The organism is Bacillus thuringiensis (assembly GCF_001182785.1).
GTDB lineage: Bacteria > Bacillota > Bacilli > Bacillales > Bacillaceae_G > Bacillus_A > Bacillus_A thuringiensis_S.
On record NZ_CP012099.1, the window covers coordinates 3,119,887 to 3,139,277 of the forward strand.

The following is a 19,391-nucleotide window of genomic DNA, read 5'->3' on the forward strand; positions in this document are numbered from 1 at the left end:
CTCCCTCTATCTTTAAAGTTACCCCTTCTTTAATAACTTCTCTACAATTTGTACGTTTTTCGAACTTTGCAACAGTCGATTTAATACAGTAAGTAACTCTTCTTTTTCTAAATCTTTTAGTTTCTCTTTAACTGCACTCTCACCAGCACCTTGAATATCATAAACAACTGCCGCCATATGTTTACAATAATTTTCATACGGACATTCGCAACTACTTTTTGAAAAATCTTCGAGATCGATAACTACTTCATAATTCCCTGCATTTCCAGTAACGAATGCAAACACTTTGTTATCTTGTATTTCAACATCTTCTATATGTCCATCTTCATAATATTCATATCCCTTATCTACAACGTACTTTGGGATCCATTTCGTTATATCTTTTAATAAGTAAGCGTACATAATTGTACCCCTTCCTTTAATTCCCTTTTGACTTCCAAAACCCTGCATGTTATTCTAAGAACTGTTAAATAGCAAGTCTATTTTACAAAACGACTGACACCTATTCGGCGAAGGTGTCTCTTTTCATTTGCAGCCGATACGAATTGCCTCTTTCAGGCACATTCAATTTTTGACACTACACACTCAACACCATTCCCTGTATCAGGCTGCTTTAGCAGTCTTTTACTCTACATACTCCGTTATTTTTAAAAAAAGAGAGCTTAGCTCCCTTTTCTCGCCTTATAAAATACCCCTTTTTCAGTATAGAGATATTCATCAGCTAATGTAATTTTCCCATCCAGTTTCAGTTCGTCTAATAGCCTTGATAAATAAAATTGATGTAACATTTTTTTCGTGAATTTTCCTTCATGATGCGAAACGATATGTTCTTGAATATCTAACAATGATATCGGCTTATCTTGCTCTATCATATATTCATAAACTGTACTACGCAGTTTTACGTATTTTTCGAGTGTCACAGTAATTCGCAACCCCTTTCTTCTTAATATAAATTTTCGTAATCGGTTTTTTTACAACAAAAAAACCTCTCCGATAAGAAGAAGTTACGTATATATCTTCGTCTTATCTCCCAGAACAAATATGTTCTGCTGGAATTAGCACCTGCATCGCGGTTGCTGGGTTTCATCGGGCCAGTCCCTCCACCTCTCTGGATAAGAAAATATTCACTTAAATCTTACTATACGTAATTTCACTTTAATTGTCAAACAAATATAATAAATATAACAAATTATATTTTCTTTCTTACTGTTCATACTACTCGTATATGAACAGCCAAGGAGGATTATAAAATGCATCAAAATGCTCGCGGATATGTACAAGATTCTTTTCAATCATTACAAGAAGCAAAACACTGTTTAGAAGAAGCACTTGAAACAGTTGAAAAAGATTTTAATCGTGCTCGTATTGAACAATCACTTTATGCTGTTGAACAAGCTATTCAACGTTGCGAGTACACCGTTCACATTTTAGAAAAAGATTAAAAACTTCCCATCTATCGATGGGAAGTTTTTTCAAATGGCATACTTCATAATTATTGCCGTTATGATTAAAAAATATACAGAATTAGCAATTTCTAAAATCCCTACTTTTATAATAGAGATTTTTTTGCCATACAACACAATTGCTCGAATGACACTTGGTATAAAAATAAGAGAACACCACGGATTAATCATAAATACAATTATAGTTAATACGATATGATATCCCCAAGATATAAGACGATACTTCGGATTATTTTTTTCACGAATCATCGTTTTCACATAAAACGTACTACCTAAAAAGTATAAGAATGAAATAAGCGCAATGAATAATGCTATATGATCGATTTGCTTCATTGAAAAATAATAACTAATTAACCCACCGATACAAAATACAATAATTGCACAAATATCATTTAATAGTGCTCTTTCATTTTTTTGACGAGCATAATACATATTTACTATAAATAATGGAATCATTACTATTACGAATAAAAGAATTCGCCACTCATATAATAAAGAAATCATCCCAAATAGGAACGCAATACTAAAATAAACAATTGCGGCGTGTAAAAGCTCTTTTTTTCGTCTTTGCTTTATGTACGTAAGAAATGGATATGTAGCTAAATAGATAAAAAACCATGCTATAAACAATGGAATATGATAAATAGTAGGTTTCCCAAGTATGACACTTAATAGAAAAGGTATAACAAGCATGGCCCATGCACCATGTTGCTTCGGAATAACTAACTTCATTAACTATACACCTCCCTCTTGAAAAGAGTTCTCACGTACTATTATACAAATAATTTTATATAATAGCGGGTGCATATTGAATCTATTTTTTGACAAAAAAATGCTCCTTACAATATGTAAGAAGCATGAAAGAGGCAAACGAATATGTAAGTCGCGACCCTACCTTATATGAGTATGCTTTTCTATGTCACGTTATGCTCATCTAATATACCGTATTTCTTTTTAAATCTTGTAAGAATCGTAATCCAAGACGTACTAAATAGTAGTAAGAAAATAACATTCGAAATCGCATGACTCAAATCAAAATAAAAACTTGCGATATAATACGAAATGACAGTCTCCCACGTTGCTTCTCGTATAAAACCGAGAAGACCCCAGAAATTCATAATCCAGCCAAATAAAAATCCAACGATTACTCCGTAAAGAAGTCTCCCCCATAGTTTTTTCATTAAAAATGTATTACGAAGTAAACCTGCTATAAAACCAATCATGCCCCACGAAAACATTTGCCACGGTGTCCACGGACCTTGTCCTAAAAAAATATTAGATACGATCGCTGCTGTGGCACCAATCATAAAACCAGTTTCACTTCCAAATACAATTGCAGAAACAATAATGACAAAAGAAGTTGGTTGTACACTTGGTAAAATAGAAAATGGCACTCTGCTTACTGCTGCAATTGCCGCTAATACAGCAACGAGAACAATTTCACGTGAAACAAACGCCTTCCTTTCAAAACGGATATAGAAAGGTAACATAATAACCGCTAATATAAACAAACTACTTAACATGTAATAACCGTCCATGACAAGTGTCGTAAGAAGTAATGTGCCTATTATTACTGCAAAAATACATATTATGAATGCAACATATCGTTTGGACACGCTTCGTACACATCCTCCCACGTTAATGCATATGGCAATTCTTTTCGAATGAATCGATTAATAGATGTTGTATAAAAGAAATTGCCGCTAAAAAATTCTTTCGGTGCATCATTCATAATGACTGTTCCGTCAAATAACATCATACATTGATCAACGTATTTCGCTGCAAATTCAATGTCATGCGTTGCCATTATAATTGTTGTTCCTTCTTTTTGTAGCTTCCTAAATAGTTCTCCTACTCTTTCTTTCTTCCACGGATCTAGCCCCTTTGTCGGTTCATCAAGTAATAATAAAGTTGGCTTTGATAATAACGTTGTACATAACGCAAGTAGTTGTTGCTCTCCCCCGCTACAATCATGCGGATGGCGTTCTTTAAGCGAGTACAACCAAAACTTCTTCAACATATCTTCTGCTATTTCTTTTCCTTGTTCTCCGTATAATTCACGTGCACGTTCATACACTTCATCCCACACTGTATCAAATGTAAAATGATAATACGGATGTTGCGATACATACCCGATCCTTTTAAATCGTTCTTTCGAATCAATTTTATGTATCACTTTCCCGTTCCACTTTACTTTCCCTCTTCTCGCTTTTTGTAATCCTGCTAAAATCGTTAACAGTGTAGACTTACCTGTACCGTTCTTCCCAACGAGCGCTACCCATTTTCCTTTTTCAATCGAAACTGATAAATCACGTAAAATAAGCGGACTACTTTTTTCGTACTGGAACGAAATATGCTCTGCGCTTAAAATTACCTCTTGCTTTTCACTTTGTGCTATTGGCTCATTTACATATGATATCGCTGAAAAATTATTCATTTTCATTTGCGCCTCTCGCACCGTAAACGGAATATCTCTCACATTCCACTCTAAAAATAGCCTTGGAATTTGCGGAATAAATGGACGGAATGTTTCTACTCCCCACATATTCGTAATAACAGTTTTAGGACTACCATCATACATAATACAGCCATTATCCATACAAACAACGCGTGTTGCAAGCGGGATAACTTCATCTAAACGATGTTCACTTAAAATAATCGTAATTCCAAGTTCTTCATTAATCCGTTTTAATAATCCTAAAAACTCTTTCGCAGCAATTGGATCTAACTGGGCTGTCGGTTCATCTAATAATAGTAACTTCGGCTGCATAACTAATACCGCAGCTAAATTGACAAGTTGCTTTTGCCCGCCAGATAACGTGTGAACAGATTGATGCAATAAATCTTGAAATCCTAAAAAACTAATAAGCTCCGCTATTCTTTTTTGAATAATATGTGATGGTAATCCGATATTTTCTAAAGAAAATGCTAATTCTTGAATCACTGTATCCATTACGAGTTGATTTTCTGGATTTTGAAATACCATACCAATTTCTTGAGCAGATAACAAATCAGGTACATTTTCTAATAAAGTACCATCATAATATGTATCCCCAGTACGCTTACCAATTGGAAGTAATTCTTTTTTAAAATGTTTTAATAAAGTCGTCTTCCCGGATCCTGATCCGCCGGCAAGTGCAATAAACTCTCCTTTTTGAATAGAAAGAGAAATATGCTGTAACGCTTTTTCGTTTTCATCAGCATATACAAATGATAAATTGTTTATTTCTGCATGCGCCACCATAACCATTCCCTTCCTTCCATTATAATTGGTAAACTAATAAACATCGTAAATACGATAAACATCATCCCATCGTATTGCTGAAATAAAATAGATTCGACTTTCGGATAAATGATTAACTTTCCTCTGCCATACGTACTACATATGATAGCAATTATAAATAGAATACTTAAATAACTGAGCGTATACCAATCTCGTTTTTCCATTCTATAGCGAATATATGTCGTACGTTTCGTTACACCAAATCCACGAGCTTGCATAGAATCTGCCGTTTGCAGTGCATCTTCTAATGAACAAATTAATAATACTTGCAGCAATTGCATACCATTTTTCACGCGTTCCATCATTGAACCTGAATCTACCTGCACACCTTTCGTTTTTTGGACGAGTGTGATTTTCTTTAATCGCCTTATAAACAAAGGAACAAATCTCACTGTAATCATCGTTAACAATGCAACTTTCGGTGAAATTCTTGAAAACAGATATAAAAATTTATGACTGGAAATAATATCATTGTATGACGCAAACGTAAACATAACTGCAACTAGTAATAACCCCATTACTATTCCAAACATAATCGCCTCAAGCTTAATACGGCTATCACCTAACCAAAATAACGTAGTTCGACCTCTATGCGTTAATAACGAATTAAATAAAATTACCATAAAAAAGAAAACAATTGTGCTCGGTAGCATCTTTCTTATCTTTTCGCTATTTCCTTGCATCACATTTAACATAATAATTAATACTATTGCTCCAATTAAAAAAAGAGGATGAAGACACATCATACATAGTATCATCACCCCGATATAATAGAAAAAATTCACAAAAGGATGTAAAGAAGAAAAACTTATTTTCATAGCCCTTTACCGAATGCCTTTCTTATTGTAATACGTATACCCACTCAATTGTATCTCCTGGTTTTACCGTAGCTACACCAGCACTATGGTTTGGAAAAGCACCGTTCACACGATATTTCCATCCACTAGTATCCGCAATATCTTTTTCATATAAATCATTAATACCTTTTACATAAATACTATCTCTAGATCCGCTTGCATCAACATCTAATCCTGTACGTTGTAATACTTTATACACAGTATCGCCATCTTGTACATCCATCTTTTTCGCACCCATTATATATCCGTTATTTCCTTTTACCGAGATTGTTACTTGTTTTGCTTGTGGTTTCGGTACTGGTACTGGATCTGGTTTTGGTGGTTCAGGTTTTGGTACTGCCGGAGTCGGTATCGTTTTCTCCGCTTTATTCGGATCAACTTTTTGCTCCTGCTTCGGTATTTCTTTCGGCTGATTCACAACCTTTGCTTCTTCTTTTACTTCTGGTGCTTTCGGTTGTTGTTTCTCTTCTTGTGCTTGTTGCTGTTCTGGTTGCTTATTTACAGCCGGCTGTTCTTTCGGTTGTTCCTGTTGTTTCTCTTCTTTCTTTACCTCTGGTTGTGCCTGCGGCTTTTCCTCTTTCGGCTTCTCTTCTACTTTTTGTTCTTGTTTCTCTTTCTGTTCTTCTTGCTGCTTTTGCTCTGATTCAGCTTGCTTTTCTTCTTTTTTTTCTTCCGGCTTCGCTTCATCTTTTTGTTCTTCTTGTTTCGCTACCTCTTCTTGCTTCGGTTCTACCTTCTTCTCAGGCTTTACAGCTGCCTCTTCACATCCGGCAAGTAGCCCGAGCGAAAGCAGTAAAGAAATGAACCATTTCACCTTACTCATCCTATCTCTCACCTTTCATACGAAAATTAGGAGCAAATAATTGCTCCTAATTTTTTGTTAAGCTGCTTTACGTCTCCATAATACATATGCAGAAGCAATACATAATACACCCATACCTACTTCTGTTGCTGCACTATGAGAAGATGCTCCTGTTTTTGGTAGACTGTTACCGTTTCCGATTTTTTTATTCTTAACCGGTTCGTTATCTACAACTACTTTTAGATTTTCATCTTTTGTTTCTTGTTGTACTTGGTTTTGTTCTTTCGGTTCTTCAGTAACTTCTTTTTCTACTACATTATTTTCTGGTTCAACGACCTTTTCTGGCTCTTCAATCGGTTTTGGCTTAATTACATCACCAGCGTCTACATTAGACCAATCATAAATAGATTTTCCCATTTCCTTAAATTGAAGTAATGCTAAAAGAGCCTGTTCTGTAGCCATTCCGTTACCATTTTGATCACTTGGTAACCATTTAAATTCACCATTTGAAAGTTGATATGATAATAGGTTTTGCATTGCCTTATGAAGACGATTTTGATCTACATCTTTAACAAGAGATAATCCAATAATTGCTTGCGCAGTACTATTTGAATTTTCTTGTCCATCAGCTGAAAAACCGCCATTTTGCAGCTGTTCGTTATATAAATACGCAACAGCTTTTTGTATAGCTGGTTTCACATCTGATCGCTCTTGATAAGGAGCTAATGCTGATAAAACCATACCTGTTACATCAACGCTACTAGCACTATCTTTACTACCTGAACTATTATAAGTCCATCCACCGTCTGTATGCTGATTATTTAACAGTGCTTCCACTAGAGCAACTCTGTTCCATTTTGATTCAACTGGAATCTCATACTTCTTCGTATCAAATGCAAGTAAAGCAAATGCATAACCTGTAACAGAATTCACTTTATCTGACTCATACAATTTTTGAACTAAATTATGTCCACCTACATTTTTAGGGTCTGCACTCATTGCATTCATCATAATAATTGTTCTAGCTAAATCTGTCGCTGAAAAACGATTAATGCGCTTTTCTACTTTTTCAGTTACTGACTTAACATAATTTAATTTTGCCTCAATTGGCACATTCTTTCCAGAACGAGAAAGCGCTACAGCTACCCAATCACTTTCAATTCCATCTTGTAACATCTTGTCTGATGTTTTAGAAATGGCTTCATTTAATTGTGCACTTGGAACTTGAATGTTCTCTTGCTGTGGTTGTTCTGGTTTTTTCCCATCTGGCGTTTTACCGTCTTGATCACCTTGGTTTTTCCCATCTGGTTTTTCACCGTCTTGATCACCTTGGTTTTTCCCATCTGGCGTTTTACCGTCTTGGTCACCTTGATTTTTCCCATCTGGTGTTTTACCGTCTTGGTCACCTTGATTTTTCCCATCTGGTGTTTTACCGTCTTGACCTTCTGGTTTTGGTTCTTCTGTTTTGCCACCGTTAGGTTCTTCTGTTTTACACGTTCCGAACTTATCTAACGTTTCTTTCAATGTTTCCTGGCTCATATTGCTCCAGTCTGAAACAAAGCGAAAGACAACAACATCTCCAGACTCTAATTTATAACTATCTGCCCCAACTTGTGCAGATGTATCATTTACATCGTATGTCCAACCACTTGTAGCTCCGGCCATTAAACCATCGATGCCTTTTACATATGTTCCAAACGACATCGTTTCAGATTCTACTTTGTCCCCCATGACCTTTTGCAGCAAACTTAAAGCTGTTTCCCCATCTTTAATTTGCTCTTCTTTCGGACATAACATAATGCCTTTTTGTGATTCCCCAATAATTGCAAGTTTTGCTGTATTTCCTTCAGCAAACGTAATATGTACTGTATTCGCAAAAGAAACAAATACAAGTGTCACTGCCATTAATGATGTAAGCAGCCATTTTTTCAACATTGCCATCCCAAAATTTCCTCCCTTACTACCATTTACACAAAAAAAGGCCCTTCAAGGGCGTGCGATTGACACTCTCTTTTTGTAAGTGTCGAACAAAAATGTACAACACCTCCTACCCGCATTATTCGCGGCTATATTTGTATAGGAAAAATAATTTTGTTTATGAACGTATCATTGTGATAACATTCACTTTTCTTGGCACAACTTACTTCCATTTAAGTTATCGTAAAACGATAAACCTATACATTCTGTAAATTTTAAATTTCTGTATTATTTTACTATTGACAAAGAATTTTGTCCATGCTTTATCGGATTTATTTTCTAAGAATAATAACTTATTAACTCTTAACTATGTAAACTCTTTTCACTAATAATGACGCCATCTTCATCCGCATAGACATATTCATTTGGATTCCATTCCACTTGTCCAAAGTGCAGTGAAATATTTCGTTCTCCCTTTCCTTCTTTCACACTTCTATTTGGCATCGTCCCTAACGCTAAAATACCAATATTAATATTCTTTAGTTCACTAGAATCACGAACATATCCATTCACAATAATTCCTGCTAGCTTTCTTTCTTCCGCAATAGCTGCCAAATTATCACCAAGTAACGCACAATTCGTAGACGCTCCGCCATCAACAACTAATACTGTTCCTTCTGGGAGTGTTTGCAATCCTTCCTTCACTAGTACATTATCATCTTTCACTTTTACAGTTGCAATTTTCCCGTGGAATTGTTCTTTCTTCCCAAAAGACCGAAAAGACTGGCGACATATTTGTAATTCCTTTTCAAATTCATCACATAGATCCGTAGTTTTCCACATTTTGTTCCCTCTTTTCCTTTTTCTTTCTATTTAACATATTCTTGGCTTATTTTCGTTTCCCTGTCTAATATTGCAATAATTTGTATGTACGGGAAAGGATACAAAAACTATTGCCTTAAGAAGCCACCTTTATTATAATCTATTTCACAGATTAAATTCAGAATATTAAAAATTAACCAAGTGAAGAAGGAGGAATTTTATGCAAATACAAACTGAGGCAAAAAAACAACCTAGTAAATCAAAGTTTAAAATGCCTGATGCGTACGTACTACTATTTTTTATTGCCTTACTTTGCGCCATCGCTACTTATTTCGTTCCTGCCGGAGAATTTAAAAGGGTTACAAACGGGACCGTTACAACAACAATACCAGGTAGCTATCATTCTGTTCCGCAATCACCCGTAGGCTTTGTTTCTTTTTTTACCGCTATTGAAAAAGGAATGACACTTGCTGCTCCTATTATCTTTCTAATTTTATTTACAGGTGGAGCTATTGCAATTCTTGAAAAAACAGGTGCTCTTGACGGTTTAATCTATCATGTTATTAACAAATTTCGGAATCAGCAATTACTTTTCATTTGTATAGTTGCTGCGCTCTTTTCTATTCTTGGAACGACTGGTATTATCGTTAACTCAGTTATCGGTTTTATCCCCATCGGTATCATCGTTGCACGCACGTTAAAATGGGACGCTATCGTCGGTGTAGCAATTATTTATTTAGGTACTTATGCTGGTTTTAATGCTACTATTTTATCTCCCTCACCTTTAGGCATTTCACAAAAGATCGCAGAACTTCCGATGTTTTCCGGGATTGGTTTACGCACCGCAATCTATATATCTTTTTTACTTGCCACTATCCTTTATATAAATTGGTATGTAAAACGCTTGAAAAAATCAAATAAAGGAAGCATTCTTGGCGACAACTGGTTTCCAAGTAACGCTCTTTCAAGCGAAAAAGAAACAGAGAAAAAAGAAGTTCCTTGGACGATACGTCATAAATTAATTTTACTCGTTTCAGCTTTATCATTAATTGCATTTTTAATAGGCGCTTTTCGTCTACATTGGACGGACGCAGAAATGACTGCTACTTTTATTTTCATAGCAATTACAGCGGGAATAATAGGTGGTATGAAAGCAAACGATATCGCTTCTACTTTTCTAGCAGGTTGCCAAAATCTCATATACGGTGCTTTAATCGTCGGAATGGCTCGTTGTATTTCAGTCATTTTAGAACAAGGAAAATTGCTTGATACGATTGTTAACCAACTCGCACAAGCTCTCGAAGGACAAAGCCCTGTATTTGGTGTTATCGGCATGTATGTGAGTAGTGCCGCATTACATTTCCTCATTTCATCCGGGACAGGAGAATCGGTTATTTTCATTCCGATATTAGCTCCATTAGCTGATTTCATGCACATTACACGCCAAGTTACAGTACAAGCTGTTATGCTTGGAGAAGGTGTAGTAAACTGCTTAAATCCAACTTCCGGTGTTTTAATGGGCGTTCTCGCAGCAAGCGGTATTTCTTACGGAAAATGGATTCGTTTCATGGCTCCACTTGCATTCATTTGGTTTATCATTGGACTTGTTTTTCTTATTGTTGGGGTGAATATTGAGTGGGGACCGTACTAAAAGACTCATAATATACTTAACTTGATAAATAAGTACTATCGTTTCATAAAAATATCTATTCTATTTTCCTCTCCAATCCTATAAAAATCATTTATTCTAGTATAGATATAAGAAGGGATTGATCATAATAATCAATCCCTTCTTATCAAAATATAATACCTTTAAAAATCTTAGTTCCAAATTTCATTTACCCATTCAGGATGATCAATAAAAGGATTGCGGTTATGTTGATATTTTGTAAAAATCACTTCATTACGCTTTCGCTCTAAATCATCCACCGGGTCTTGTTCATTCCATTTTAATAAAACAGATAGTTTCCCCATGTATGGATCTTTATTGTTATTCACTTTTTCATTTAGTTCTAAATCTATTTCGCCGTTGTCTCCCTCGTAACGAACAGCCATATAAAACAGCATTCTAGCAATATCTCCTTTTACACTATCACGAGGTTCCCAAGAATCACTATCATATTTACATTCTGTCGCTTCAGAATGATTTACACCACCATTATCAAAATCTAGATTTCCACGTGAACTATTTACAGATACATCCGTCGCTCTTAAATGATGTAGATCTGTTCCAGGTCCTGCAGTCGTTCCAAAGTCACCGTGAGATTTTGCCCAAACATGCTCACGGTTCCAGTTATTTACTCCTGATCCATTCGTAAGCTTCCCTTGCGAACGACCAGTATATAAGAGTATCACATTATTTTTATTATTTGGATCTTCATCAGTATCTCTTAGTGCTTCCCAAACCGCACTGTATGATAACTTTGTATGATTATCAATAATATTATGCAGTTCCTTCTTTAATTCTAAGCCCGTTTTTCCTATTGCGTTATTATAATATGTATCGTCATAACTTTTTACAATAATCTCTTGTGCTGATGCAGGAGCTACTTCACCGTGTATAGTATCTGTGAATGATAGAGATGCAGAACCTAAAATAAAAAATGAAGATAGTGTAATCATAGCAATCTTTGTCTTTCGAAACTTCATATACCCATTCCCCTTTAAAATATAATTTGAAGCTACTAACTAAAAAATGCTTTCTCCCCCCCAAAACTTTTAGAAACCCATACCCACCCTTTTCTTTTTATTTAATACAAAACTCTATTGAGTTTATATCATTTCCAAACTTTTTGTTTATCTACTTTCCAAACAATTTTACTTTTCACAAGAAATATCCTTCTCCCGTAAAGATTATTAAAATATTCTTTACAATTAAAAAGTAGTTTAATATTAACTTATAAATTTAAATTTTTTTATGCAATAATGCATATTTGATAAATACTAAAAAAACAGTTTGAATAAAAAGCATTCAAAGAAAACCATGCAACAAAAAAGGTAGCGTTTAGGACAGAAATAATAAAAATCAAGATGATAGCTCTACTTTTCCTTTTTCCATAACTGTCTTTATTTTTGTGTAAAACCTTTCTTTCTCTGAATAATACGTACAAAAATAGATTGGATACCATATAGGCACCAATCTATTTTAATTAAAGAAACTGTGTCAATTCTGAGTTCACAACACGTTGTGCAGTAATGATAACACTGTCAGCTGTTAGTCCATAAACACTATATAGTCCACCAGGTTGATTAGGAACAATTTGAACTTCATATTCAAATGCTTGTCCAAAAGCAGGATGAACTAAACTTAGAGTTTCAAAAGTTGAAGCATTAGAATTCACATTGAAGTTTACCTGTTCAATTAATACTAATGAACCGTCAAGTCTAAAAACTCTAGCTACTCCAGTAAGCGGGCCCGCAGTACGGTTAAGGATCTTCACCCTAACTCTATTTGCATTAGCAGGTTGATTTCCTACGTTTTCAATTGGTCCTGTAGTAAGAGCCATATAACATCACCTCCATTATATTATTATGATATTCAATGATGCACATTGATGTTATAGTTTAATTATCCAATTTATTTTAAATAAAAAAGCTTGTTTCTTATATTTTTTATAAGAAACAAGCTTTTCTTTCTCAACTACCATTCCTAAGACAAGTTTATCCGTCTCGAAAGCATTTACAGTTACTTGACGTTTATGCTGGGACAGAACTACTACTATTTACTTTGCATTGAATCTATATATTTTTTAACTACTTCATATACATATTCTTGATTTGCCGCTGCTGTATTTGGGTTGTATTTCCCGCCGTTTGTTTTATTATTAGATAACACTCGAATTCCTAAAAATGGGACATCATAAGCTTTCGCGATTTGAGCTGCTGCAGCTCCTTCCATTTCTTCTACAGATGTACCGTATTTTGTATGGAACCACTTAATTCTATCAACTTCATTATTCCAAACGTCTGCTGAACCAATCGTACCTTCAACTACTTTACCTTTTGTATACTTATCTTTCACTGCATGAGCCGCTGCAAGTAATTCCTTATCTCCTTCGTAGTATCGGATTTTCTCAGCATTTGGATCTTCTCCTGCACTTCCTTCAGAAGCCATTAAGTCCATAGATATCCATTTTGTCGGCTCAATTCCTTGGTTCTCATCCTTATTGGTTGTTTTTAATGAACCTATATTTGCAACTTGTTTTCCTAACACAATATCAAATACATTTAAATTTGGATCATGTCCACCTGATGTTCCTTGGTTAATAATTGCTGTAGGTTTATATTTTTCAATAGCCACCGCTGTAGCAGCTGCTGTATTCTCCATTCCTTTACCTGTTTTCGCAACGATTACAGGATAATTGTCGACAGTTCCTTTATAAAATACAAAAGTTCCAGACTTTTCTTCTTTCACATTTTTTAGCCTTTTCGCAAACTTTTCTGCTTCTATCGGCATTGGCCCTTGAATTAAGATTGGTTTTTGATTGCTTTTTGCCTCAACTTGTTTCGGACTCGCATCACATCCTGCAAGTATCGAGAATAACAATGTAACAGTAGTTACTAGCGCAGCACATTTTTTCAACGTATTCTTCTTCATAAATAATCTCTCCTCTTTCTCTTGTTGTTTTCTATACTCGATGCTTTTGGTCCAAACAAAAAAAGTTCTAGAAATTGTAGAAGATTCTCTACTTTCTAGAACTACGGTAGTCAAAGTTAATGAAGCAAAAGATGAGACCAATGCTACATTATAGAACGGTAGCGCACATTACACAGGGCGACCGAATACTTTAACCCGTAGTCCAGTTCTTTCATTGGGAACTAGGTAGAAACGCTCGGACCATATTACCGAGTATATACGAGTGATGTTATTCAAAATTATTATATGGATAATATAACAAACTACTAGTATATGCGCAAGAAAAAAAGTGAACATTTTCGATACAATAACTTAAAATGTTCGTTTTTAAATGAAAATCAGACAAAAAACCTATCTCTTAACAGATTTTTTCATTAAAAACTTTTATATACTAAACTAGATTCCCACTCAACAGCCAATCTTTTACAAGCAGTTTCTTTCTTTCCCAACTTCCTCACCTAATTTTGATGTAAAAACCTTACTGCCCGGGATAAAATGTGCTTCCATCCAATTCACAATTATTTCTTCCAACTCTGGATGAAGTGGCTTTCCTGGCGATTGCTAGTACTGGACATGTTACTTGTTGTAAATCTTTATAAATATCATGATGAAAAATTAACATATGAGACTAGTAACAAGACACCTATGGGCATTTACAGAAAAGTTGTCGCATATACACTCGTCTTTGTAATGCTTTTCAAAAAAAACGTGGTTGCCACATAAAAAAATGTAGCAACCACACTATATGTAATTCCATCTCATTCAAGGGATGATGAACAGCAATTCTTTGTGGTTCCACATCTCGTTCTTAAAATCCCCTTTTATAAGCCAAACCGTAAACAAAAATATAGCAGCACATACTAAACGAACAAAAACGAGTTCAATTGAGAAAAGTCCTGTGAGACGAGAAAAGAAGCCAACAGAACCAAATATGGACATAGCTAGAGCTAGTTGTGTTAATGCTTTTTTGTTCATGATGAATCTCCTTATATCTGCACATATTTGTAAGATATGATTATCGTTTTTCTGGCATACCATCTCGAGTGATTATGTTAGCCCACATTTGATTAGGGATTTCTAATTTACTTCTGCTATCTCGAGGCAGGATGATCACAATATTCTCTTCTCTGCCTTCCTCTACTTTTTTCACCCAATCTGGTTCCATTAATATCTCTCTACCTAATGCAAATAGAGGTACATCTTTCTCCAATACATCTAGCGCTTCATCAGGTGTATAAATGGATCCTAGTGAAATAAAACTAGTTCTGCCAGCAATGACATCTCGAAAGATTTCTGTCCGTGTTAATGTTCGATTTGAACCGCTCCGCGGAAGAGACCACACATTCTTTACAGAAAGATGTAGATAGGAAAGCTCTTGGTCAGCCAACCTATTTACAAATGCTACTGTATCATCCATCTTTATACCCGATTCCTCCTGCTCTTCAGGTGAAAATCGATAGCCTATAATAAATTGCTTGCTAGCATAGTGATCACGTACACGTTTTACTTCTTCTATAACAGCAAGTGGGAAATTCATTCTTTTCTCTAATGAACCTCCCCAATGGTCGCTACGGTGATTAGAATAAGCAGAGAAAAATTGTTGAATTAAATATCCATTCGCACCATGAATTTCTACACCATCAAATCCCGCTTTGATAGCTAAATAGGTTGCTCTTCCAAAGTCTTGAATCGTAGATACAATTTCATCTTCACTTAACTCACGGGGGGTATATTCTTCTCCAGCTTCTTTATAAATGCTTGCTACAATACCGCTTGGACTAACCATTTGTTCTCCGCCTGTATACCCTGGAAGAGATTCACTACCGCCATGATGAAGCTGTAAAATCGCTCTTGCCCCTTTTTCTTTAATTGAAGTTGCTAGATTTGTAAGACCACTGATACTCTTCTCTTCATACACTTTCATTTGTCTAGGAAAGCTTGTAGCTACAGGTGAAATCGTAGCTGCAGCTGTAATAAACATCCCTGGACCTTCTGCTCTTCTTCTATAGTAGGCAAGCTCTTCGTCGGAAACACGCCCGTCTTCTTGACCGGAGTAAGTTGTCATAGGTGCAACTACAACTCTGTTTTTAAGAGTAGTTCCATTGGCAAGATTATATGGCGATAGTATCTTGTTATATTTTTGTTTCATCATTGTATCGATTCCCCCATCATTCTATTTTTCTGAAGCTGAATTCATTGTATTCTTGATTATCACATAAGTAAAATGAATGTTTTTCATTTATTGCATTCGACTTTCTCATGTATAATAAAAAGAAGAAGGAGATGAAAAATATTGAATTTTTTTCAGTTAGAAGTCTTTTTAAAAGTTGTAGAGAATGGAAGTTTTACAAGAGCAGGAGACCAAATAGGACTTACTCAATCAGGAGTCAGTCATAATATAACAGCGCTAGAGACAGAACTTGGTGTGAACTTATTAAAACGTGGACGAAATGGAGTATCTTTAACCACTGCAGGTGAGTATATTATCCCCCATATACGTGCAATTGTTGAAAATATGGCACATATTGAGCAAAAGGTTGCAGCTGTGAATGGGATGGAAATGGGAAAACTTTCAATTGGGAGTTTTCCCAGCTTTACTGCTAGATTTATACCATCTTTATTTTCTATCTATAAAGAAAAATTCCCTAACATAGAGATAAGGCTTTATGAAGGAGGTTACGATGAAATCATAAAATGGGTAGAAGAAGGAACCGTAGATTTTGGTTTTGCAGCATTACCAGTCAAAAGTGTTAAATTTATTCCTCTGTTAAATGATCCCTTATCCGCTGTGATATATGAAGGTCATCATTTCGAAAATAATTCTATTATCAATTTAGAAGACTTTATTGGAGAAAACTTTATTATGTTGCGATCCGGCTGTGAAACACTGATAGAAGAAAAATTTCGTGAAGCAAAGATAAAACCAAACATTTCATACGATATTAAAGATAACCAAACAGTGCTTTCAATGGTTGCTGGAAAGCTAGGAATTACAATTATGCCTGACCTAGCCTTATCCAAAGAACTAAAAGATATACGTAGTCTACCGCTGAATCCCAAAATCTTCAGAGAGATTGGATTGGTTAAGAAATCAGCAAAAGAACTAACTCCAGCCGCAACAGAATTTTCCAAGATTGTTCAAGACTATTTTATAAACCGCTAATGCAAATACGATCTTATATAAAACAATAATTCAATTAAAAGCTCATTTTGATCAATTTTTTCAAGAATAAAAGGGCTTATTTTATCCATCAAAGTTTTAAACTAACATTTGTTATGTTGAATTAAAATTATGATGGATAAAAAATCTAACTTGCAGAATATTTCTTTATCCCGCTATTTAAGCGGTAGTCAAACTCCCACAAATAGCGGGATAAATCATTATCTAAATTAGAACTTCTTTTCCCTATGTATATTTACTTCGTTACCTCTCCAAACTGCGCTCTCGTCACTTTCGCCAAGTCATCTACTTTAAGCTCAATTTGTATACCAATTTTCCCGCCACTTACTATCATCGTTTCAAGTGATTGGGCACTTTCATCAATACATGTAGAAAATAACTTCTTCATTCCGACTGGTGAACAACCACCACGAATATATCCTGACACTTTCGTAATATCTTTCACAGCAATCATTTCAATCTTCTTTTCACTTACTGCTTTTGCGGCAGCTTTTAAATTTAGTTCCTCATCTACCGGAATAATAAACACATGATAATTTTTACTATTCCCTTGAGCGATTAACGTTTTATATACTTCTCTCACTTCTCTTCCAATTTTCTCGGCTACTGATACGCCATCAATTTTCCCATCGTCTGGATCATATGACATCATCGAATATTCAATTTTTTCTTTATCTAATATTCGCATCGCATTTGTTTTATCTTTTTTCATAACGTTCTCCTTAAAAGGTTATTTCATATTATTAAGTTTTATTATACACCCTTTTCCATTTCTCCTACATAACTTCACGTATATTTCAAAACTAAAAATATTGATAATTCAAAAATCATCTGATATAATTTGGAAAAACTTATGTTAAGGAGAGATTTGTAATGCGAAATTTTAATACTTCTTTCCAACTTCATCATCATACGTAACGCCGTGTATCCGAAGAAAAATTTTTCTTCGTGGGTACAGGGCTTTTCCTGTTGACCCACGAAGCGTTCATAAAGCTATGTGGGTATTTTTATACCCGCATAGCTTTTTTTAATTTTAAAATAGGAGTGATTACAATGGAAATGAAAAATGTAAAAGGCACAAAAGACTATTTACCAGAGGAGCAAGTGCTGCGAAATAAAATTAAAAGGGCTTGTGAAGATACGTTTGAACGATACGGATGCAAACCGTTAGAGACACCAATGTTAAATATGTATGAGCTTATGTCTTACAAGTACGGCGGTGGCGATGAAATATTAAAAGAAATATATACACTAAAGGATCAAGGAAAACGTGATCTTGCCTTACGATACGATTTAACTATTCCATTCGCAAAAGTTGTGGCAAAGAATCCGAACCTCCGCCTCCCTTTTAAACGTTATGAAATCGGGAAAGTATTTCGAGATGGGCCAATTAAACAAGGAAGATTTCGCGAATTTATACAATGCGACGTTGATATAGTCGGTGTAGAATCAGTCATGGCAGAAGCGGAACTCATGAGCATGGCGTTTGAGCTGTTCCAAACATTAAACTTAGAGATAACGATCCAATATAATAACCGAAAATTGTTAAATGGTATTCTTCAGGCCATTAACATCCCTACTGAATTAACAAGTGACGTCATTTTATCATTAGACAAAATCGAAAAGATTGGGATTGATGGTGTACGAAAAGATGTATTAGAGCGCGGCATTTCTGAAGAAATGGCTGATACAATATGTAATACTGTATTATCTTGTCTAAAGCTTACAATTGTTGACTTTAAAGAAGCTTTCAATAACCAACTCGTTGCCGATGGCGTAAACGAATTACAACAATTACAGCAATATTTAATCGCTCTCGGAATAAGTGAAAATACAATATTCAATCCGTTTTTAGCAAGAGGACTCACAATGTATACAGGGACTGTATATGAAATCTTCCTAAAAGATGGCTCAATTACATCTAGCATAGGTAGTGGCGGCCGTTACGATAACATTATTGGAGCATTCCGTGGTGATAATATGAACTATCCAACAGTCGGTATCTCATTCGGTTTAGACGTTATTTATACAGCACTTTCGCAGAAAGAAACAATATCATCTACAGCGGATCTATTTATCATCCCACTCGGGACAGAGTTACAATGCTTACAAATCGCCCAGCAATTACGTTCTACCACTTCCTTAAAAGTTGAACTTGAGCTAGCTGGACGCAAATTAAAACGTGCCCTTAATTATGCCAACAAAGAGAATATCCCTTACGTGCTTATTATTGGTGAAGAAGAACTTAGTACAAACACTGTTGTGCTGCGGAATATGAAGGAAGGTAGTGAGGTGAAGGTTCCCCTTTCTTCTTTGAAAGATAATCCATTTAATAATTATTGTAATATGCCTAGCACGTTATGATTGTGAAATGTGCTCAAAATGTAAATCAGGTAAATTAAAAAAGGGCTGTCCGCACATAACAGCCCT

Annotated in this window: 19 protein-coding genes, 1 pseudogene and 2 riboswitches; of the genes and pseudogenes, 4 read left to right on the forward strand and 16 right to left on the reverse strand. The window is 35.2% G+C overall.

Annotation, left to right across the window (positions count from 1 at the left end; genetic code table 11):
• Window positions 1–18 precede the first annotated feature (18 nt).
• Together AC241_RS16075 and AC241_RS16080 are read right to left on the reverse strand one after the other, a co-directional pair.
• Window positions 19–402: an SWIM zinc finger family protein gene (locus AC241_RS16075; RefSeq protein ID WP_016080933.1), complete on the reverse strand. Its 384-nt coding sequence runs from the start codon at window positions 400–402 to the stop codon at window positions 19–21.
• A 260-nt stretch (window positions 403–662) separates the two neighbouring features.
• Complete coding sequence (locus AC241_RS16080; protein ID WP_000171478.1) at window positions 663–920, reverse strand: hypothetical protein; 258 nt, start codon at window positions 918–920, stop codon at window positions 663–665.
• Window positions 921–1,020: 100 nt separating this feature from the next.
• Window positions 1,021–1,119, reverse strand: a riboswitch (SAM riboswitch).
• A gap of 131 nt (window positions 1,120–1,250) precedes the next feature.
• On the opposite strand from AC241_RS16080, the gene AC241_RS16085 reads away from it, so the two are divergent.
• Window positions 1,251–1,442 (forward strand): hypothetical protein, encoded by a 192-nt coding sequence (locus AC241_RS16085; RefSeq protein ID WP_016080931.1) that lies wholly within the window; start codon window positions 1,251–1,253, stop codon window positions 1,440–1,442.
• A 30-nt stretch (window positions 1,443–1,472) separates the two neighbouring features.
• Here the strand turns inward: AC241_RS16085 and AC241_RS16090 are convergent, their stop codons facing one another.
• The 7 genes from AC241_RS16090 to rraA form a co-directional block, all read right to left on the reverse strand.
• The gene (locus AC241_RS16090; protein ID WP_043936663.1) at window positions 1,473–2,195 is read right to left on the reverse strand and encodes a YwiC-like family protein; all 723 of its coding nucleotides are present in this window, start codon (window positions 2,193–2,195) and stop codon (window positions 1,473–1,475) included.
• 182 nt (window positions 2,196–2,377) lie between these two features.
• Complete coding sequence (locus tag AC241_RS16095; RefSeq protein WP_016080929.1) at window positions 2,378–3,079, reverse strand: ECF transporter S component; 702 nt, start codon at window positions 3,077–3,079, stop codon at window positions 2,378–2,380.
• A complete protein-coding gene (locus AC241_RS16100; RefSeq protein WP_050844246.1) occupies window positions 3,052–4,713 on the reverse strand; it encodes an ABC transporter ATP-binding protein in 1,662 nt (553 codons plus the stop codon). The genes AC241_RS16095 and AC241_RS16100 overlap by 28 nt, the downstream gene beginning before the upstream one ends.
• On the reverse strand, window positions 4,686–5,564 hold the full coding sequence (locus AC241_RS16105; RefSeq protein WP_050844248.1) for an energy-coupling factor transporter transmembrane component T: 879 nt from the start codon (window positions 5,562–5,564) through the stop codon (window positions 4,686–4,688). Before AC241_RS16105 ends, AC241_RS16100 begins: the two co-directional genes overlap by 28 nt.
• 22 nt (window positions 5,565–5,586) lie before the next feature.
• Window positions 5,587–6,426 carry a DUF4430 domain-containing protein gene (locus tag AC241_RS16110; protein WP_043936666.1) on the reverse strand — a complete coding sequence of 280 codons (840 nt, stop codon included), beginning with the start codon at window positions 6,424–6,426 and terminating at the stop codon, window positions 5,587–5,589.
• Between the two features lie 57 nt (window positions 6,427–6,483).
• Window positions 6,484–8,346, reverse strand: coding sequence for a DUF4430 domain-containing protein (locus AC241_RS16115; RefSeq protein WP_050844250.1), 1,863 nt, complete (start codon window positions 8,344–8,346; stop codon window positions 6,484–6,486).
• Window positions 8,347–8,685: 339 nt separating this feature from the next.
• Window positions 8,686–9,165 (reverse strand): ribonuclease E activity regulator RraA, encoded by a 480-nt coding sequence (gene rraA / locus AC241_RS16120; protein WP_029442832.1) that lies wholly within the window; start codon window positions 9,163–9,165, stop codon window positions 8,686–8,688.
• A 199-nt stretch (window positions 9,166–9,364) separates the two neighbouring features.
• Here rraA and AC241_RS16125 point away from each other — a divergent pair, with 199 nt between their 5' ends.
• On the forward strand, window positions 9,365–10,795 hold the full coding sequence (locus tag AC241_RS16125; RefSeq protein WP_016080924.1) for a YfcC family protein: 1,431 nt from the start codon (window positions 9,365–9,367) through the stop codon (window positions 10,793–10,795).
• A 170-nt stretch (window positions 10,796–10,965) separates the two neighbouring features.
• Here the strand turns inward: AC241_RS16125 and AC241_RS16130 are convergent, their stop codons facing one another.
• From AC241_RS16130 to AC241_RS33065, 6 genes and pseudogenes are all read right to left on the reverse strand, one after another.
• Window positions 10,966–11,793 carry an endonuclease I family protein gene (locus AC241_RS16130; RefSeq protein WP_043936668.1) on the reverse strand — a complete coding sequence of 276 codons (828 nt, stop codon included), beginning with the start codon at window positions 11,791–11,793 and terminating at the stop codon, window positions 10,966–10,968.
• 500 nt (window positions 11,794–12,293) lie between these two features.
• On the reverse strand, window positions 12,294–12,650 hold the full coding sequence (locus AC241_RS16135) for a hypothetical protein (protein WP_016080922.1): 357 nt from the start codon (window positions 12,648–12,650) through the stop codon (window positions 12,294–12,296).
• A gap of 212 nt (window positions 12,651–12,862) precedes the next feature.
• Window positions 12,863–13,741, reverse strand: a complete 879-nt coding sequence (locus AC241_RS16140; protein ID WP_016080921.1) for a 5'-methylthioadenosine/S-adenosylhomocysteine nucleosidase — start codon at window positions 13,739–13,741, stop codon at window positions 12,863–12,865.
• A 178-nt stretch (window positions 13,742–13,919) separates the two neighbouring features.
• Window positions 13,920–14,023: riboswitch (purine riboswitch) on the reverse strand.
• 180 nt (window positions 14,024–14,203) lie between these two features.
• Window positions 14,204–14,393 (reverse strand): annotated as a pseudogene (locus AC241_RS33060) (hypothetical protein); the annotation flags it as partial.
• 149 nt (window positions 14,394–14,542) lie between these two features.
• Window positions 14,543–14,755, reverse strand: coding sequence for a hypothetical protein (locus tag AC241_RS16145; protein ID WP_029442835.1), 213 nt, complete (start codon window positions 14,753–14,755; stop codon window positions 14,543–14,545).
• 40 nt (window positions 14,756–14,795) lie between these two features.
• Complete coding sequence (locus AC241_RS33065; protein ID WP_080990818.1) at window positions 14,796–15,932, reverse strand: NADH-dependent flavin oxidoreductase; 1,137 nt, start codon at window positions 15,930–15,932, stop codon at window positions 14,796–14,798.
• A 141-nt stretch (window positions 15,933–16,073) separates the two neighbouring features.
• Here AC241_RS33065 and AC241_RS16155 point away from each other — a divergent pair, with 141 nt between their 5' ends.
• Entirely contained in the window at window positions 16,074–16,943 is an 870-nt protein-coding gene (locus tag AC241_RS16155; RefSeq protein ID WP_029442837.1) for a LysR family transcriptional regulator, read from the forward strand.
• 253 nt (window positions 16,944–17,196) lie between these two features.
• Here the strand turns inward: AC241_RS16155 and ybaK are convergent, their stop codons facing one another.
• Window positions 17,197–17,673 carry a Cys-tRNA(Pro) deacylase gene (gene ybaK, locus AC241_RS16160; RefSeq protein WP_000710852.1) on the reverse strand — a complete coding sequence of 159 codons (477 nt, stop codon included), beginning with the start codon at window positions 17,671–17,673 and terminating at the stop codon, window positions 17,197–17,199.
• Window positions 17,674–18,014: 341 nt separating this feature from the next.
• On the opposite strand from ybaK, the gene AC241_RS16165 reads away from it, so the two are divergent.
• Window positions 18,015–19,325 (forward strand): histidine--tRNA ligase, encoded by a 1,311-nt coding sequence (locus AC241_RS16165; RefSeq protein ID WP_050844252.1) that lies wholly within the window; start codon window positions 18,015–18,017, stop codon window positions 19,323–19,325.
• The last annotated feature ends 66 nt before the right edge of the window (window positions 19,326–19,391 follow it).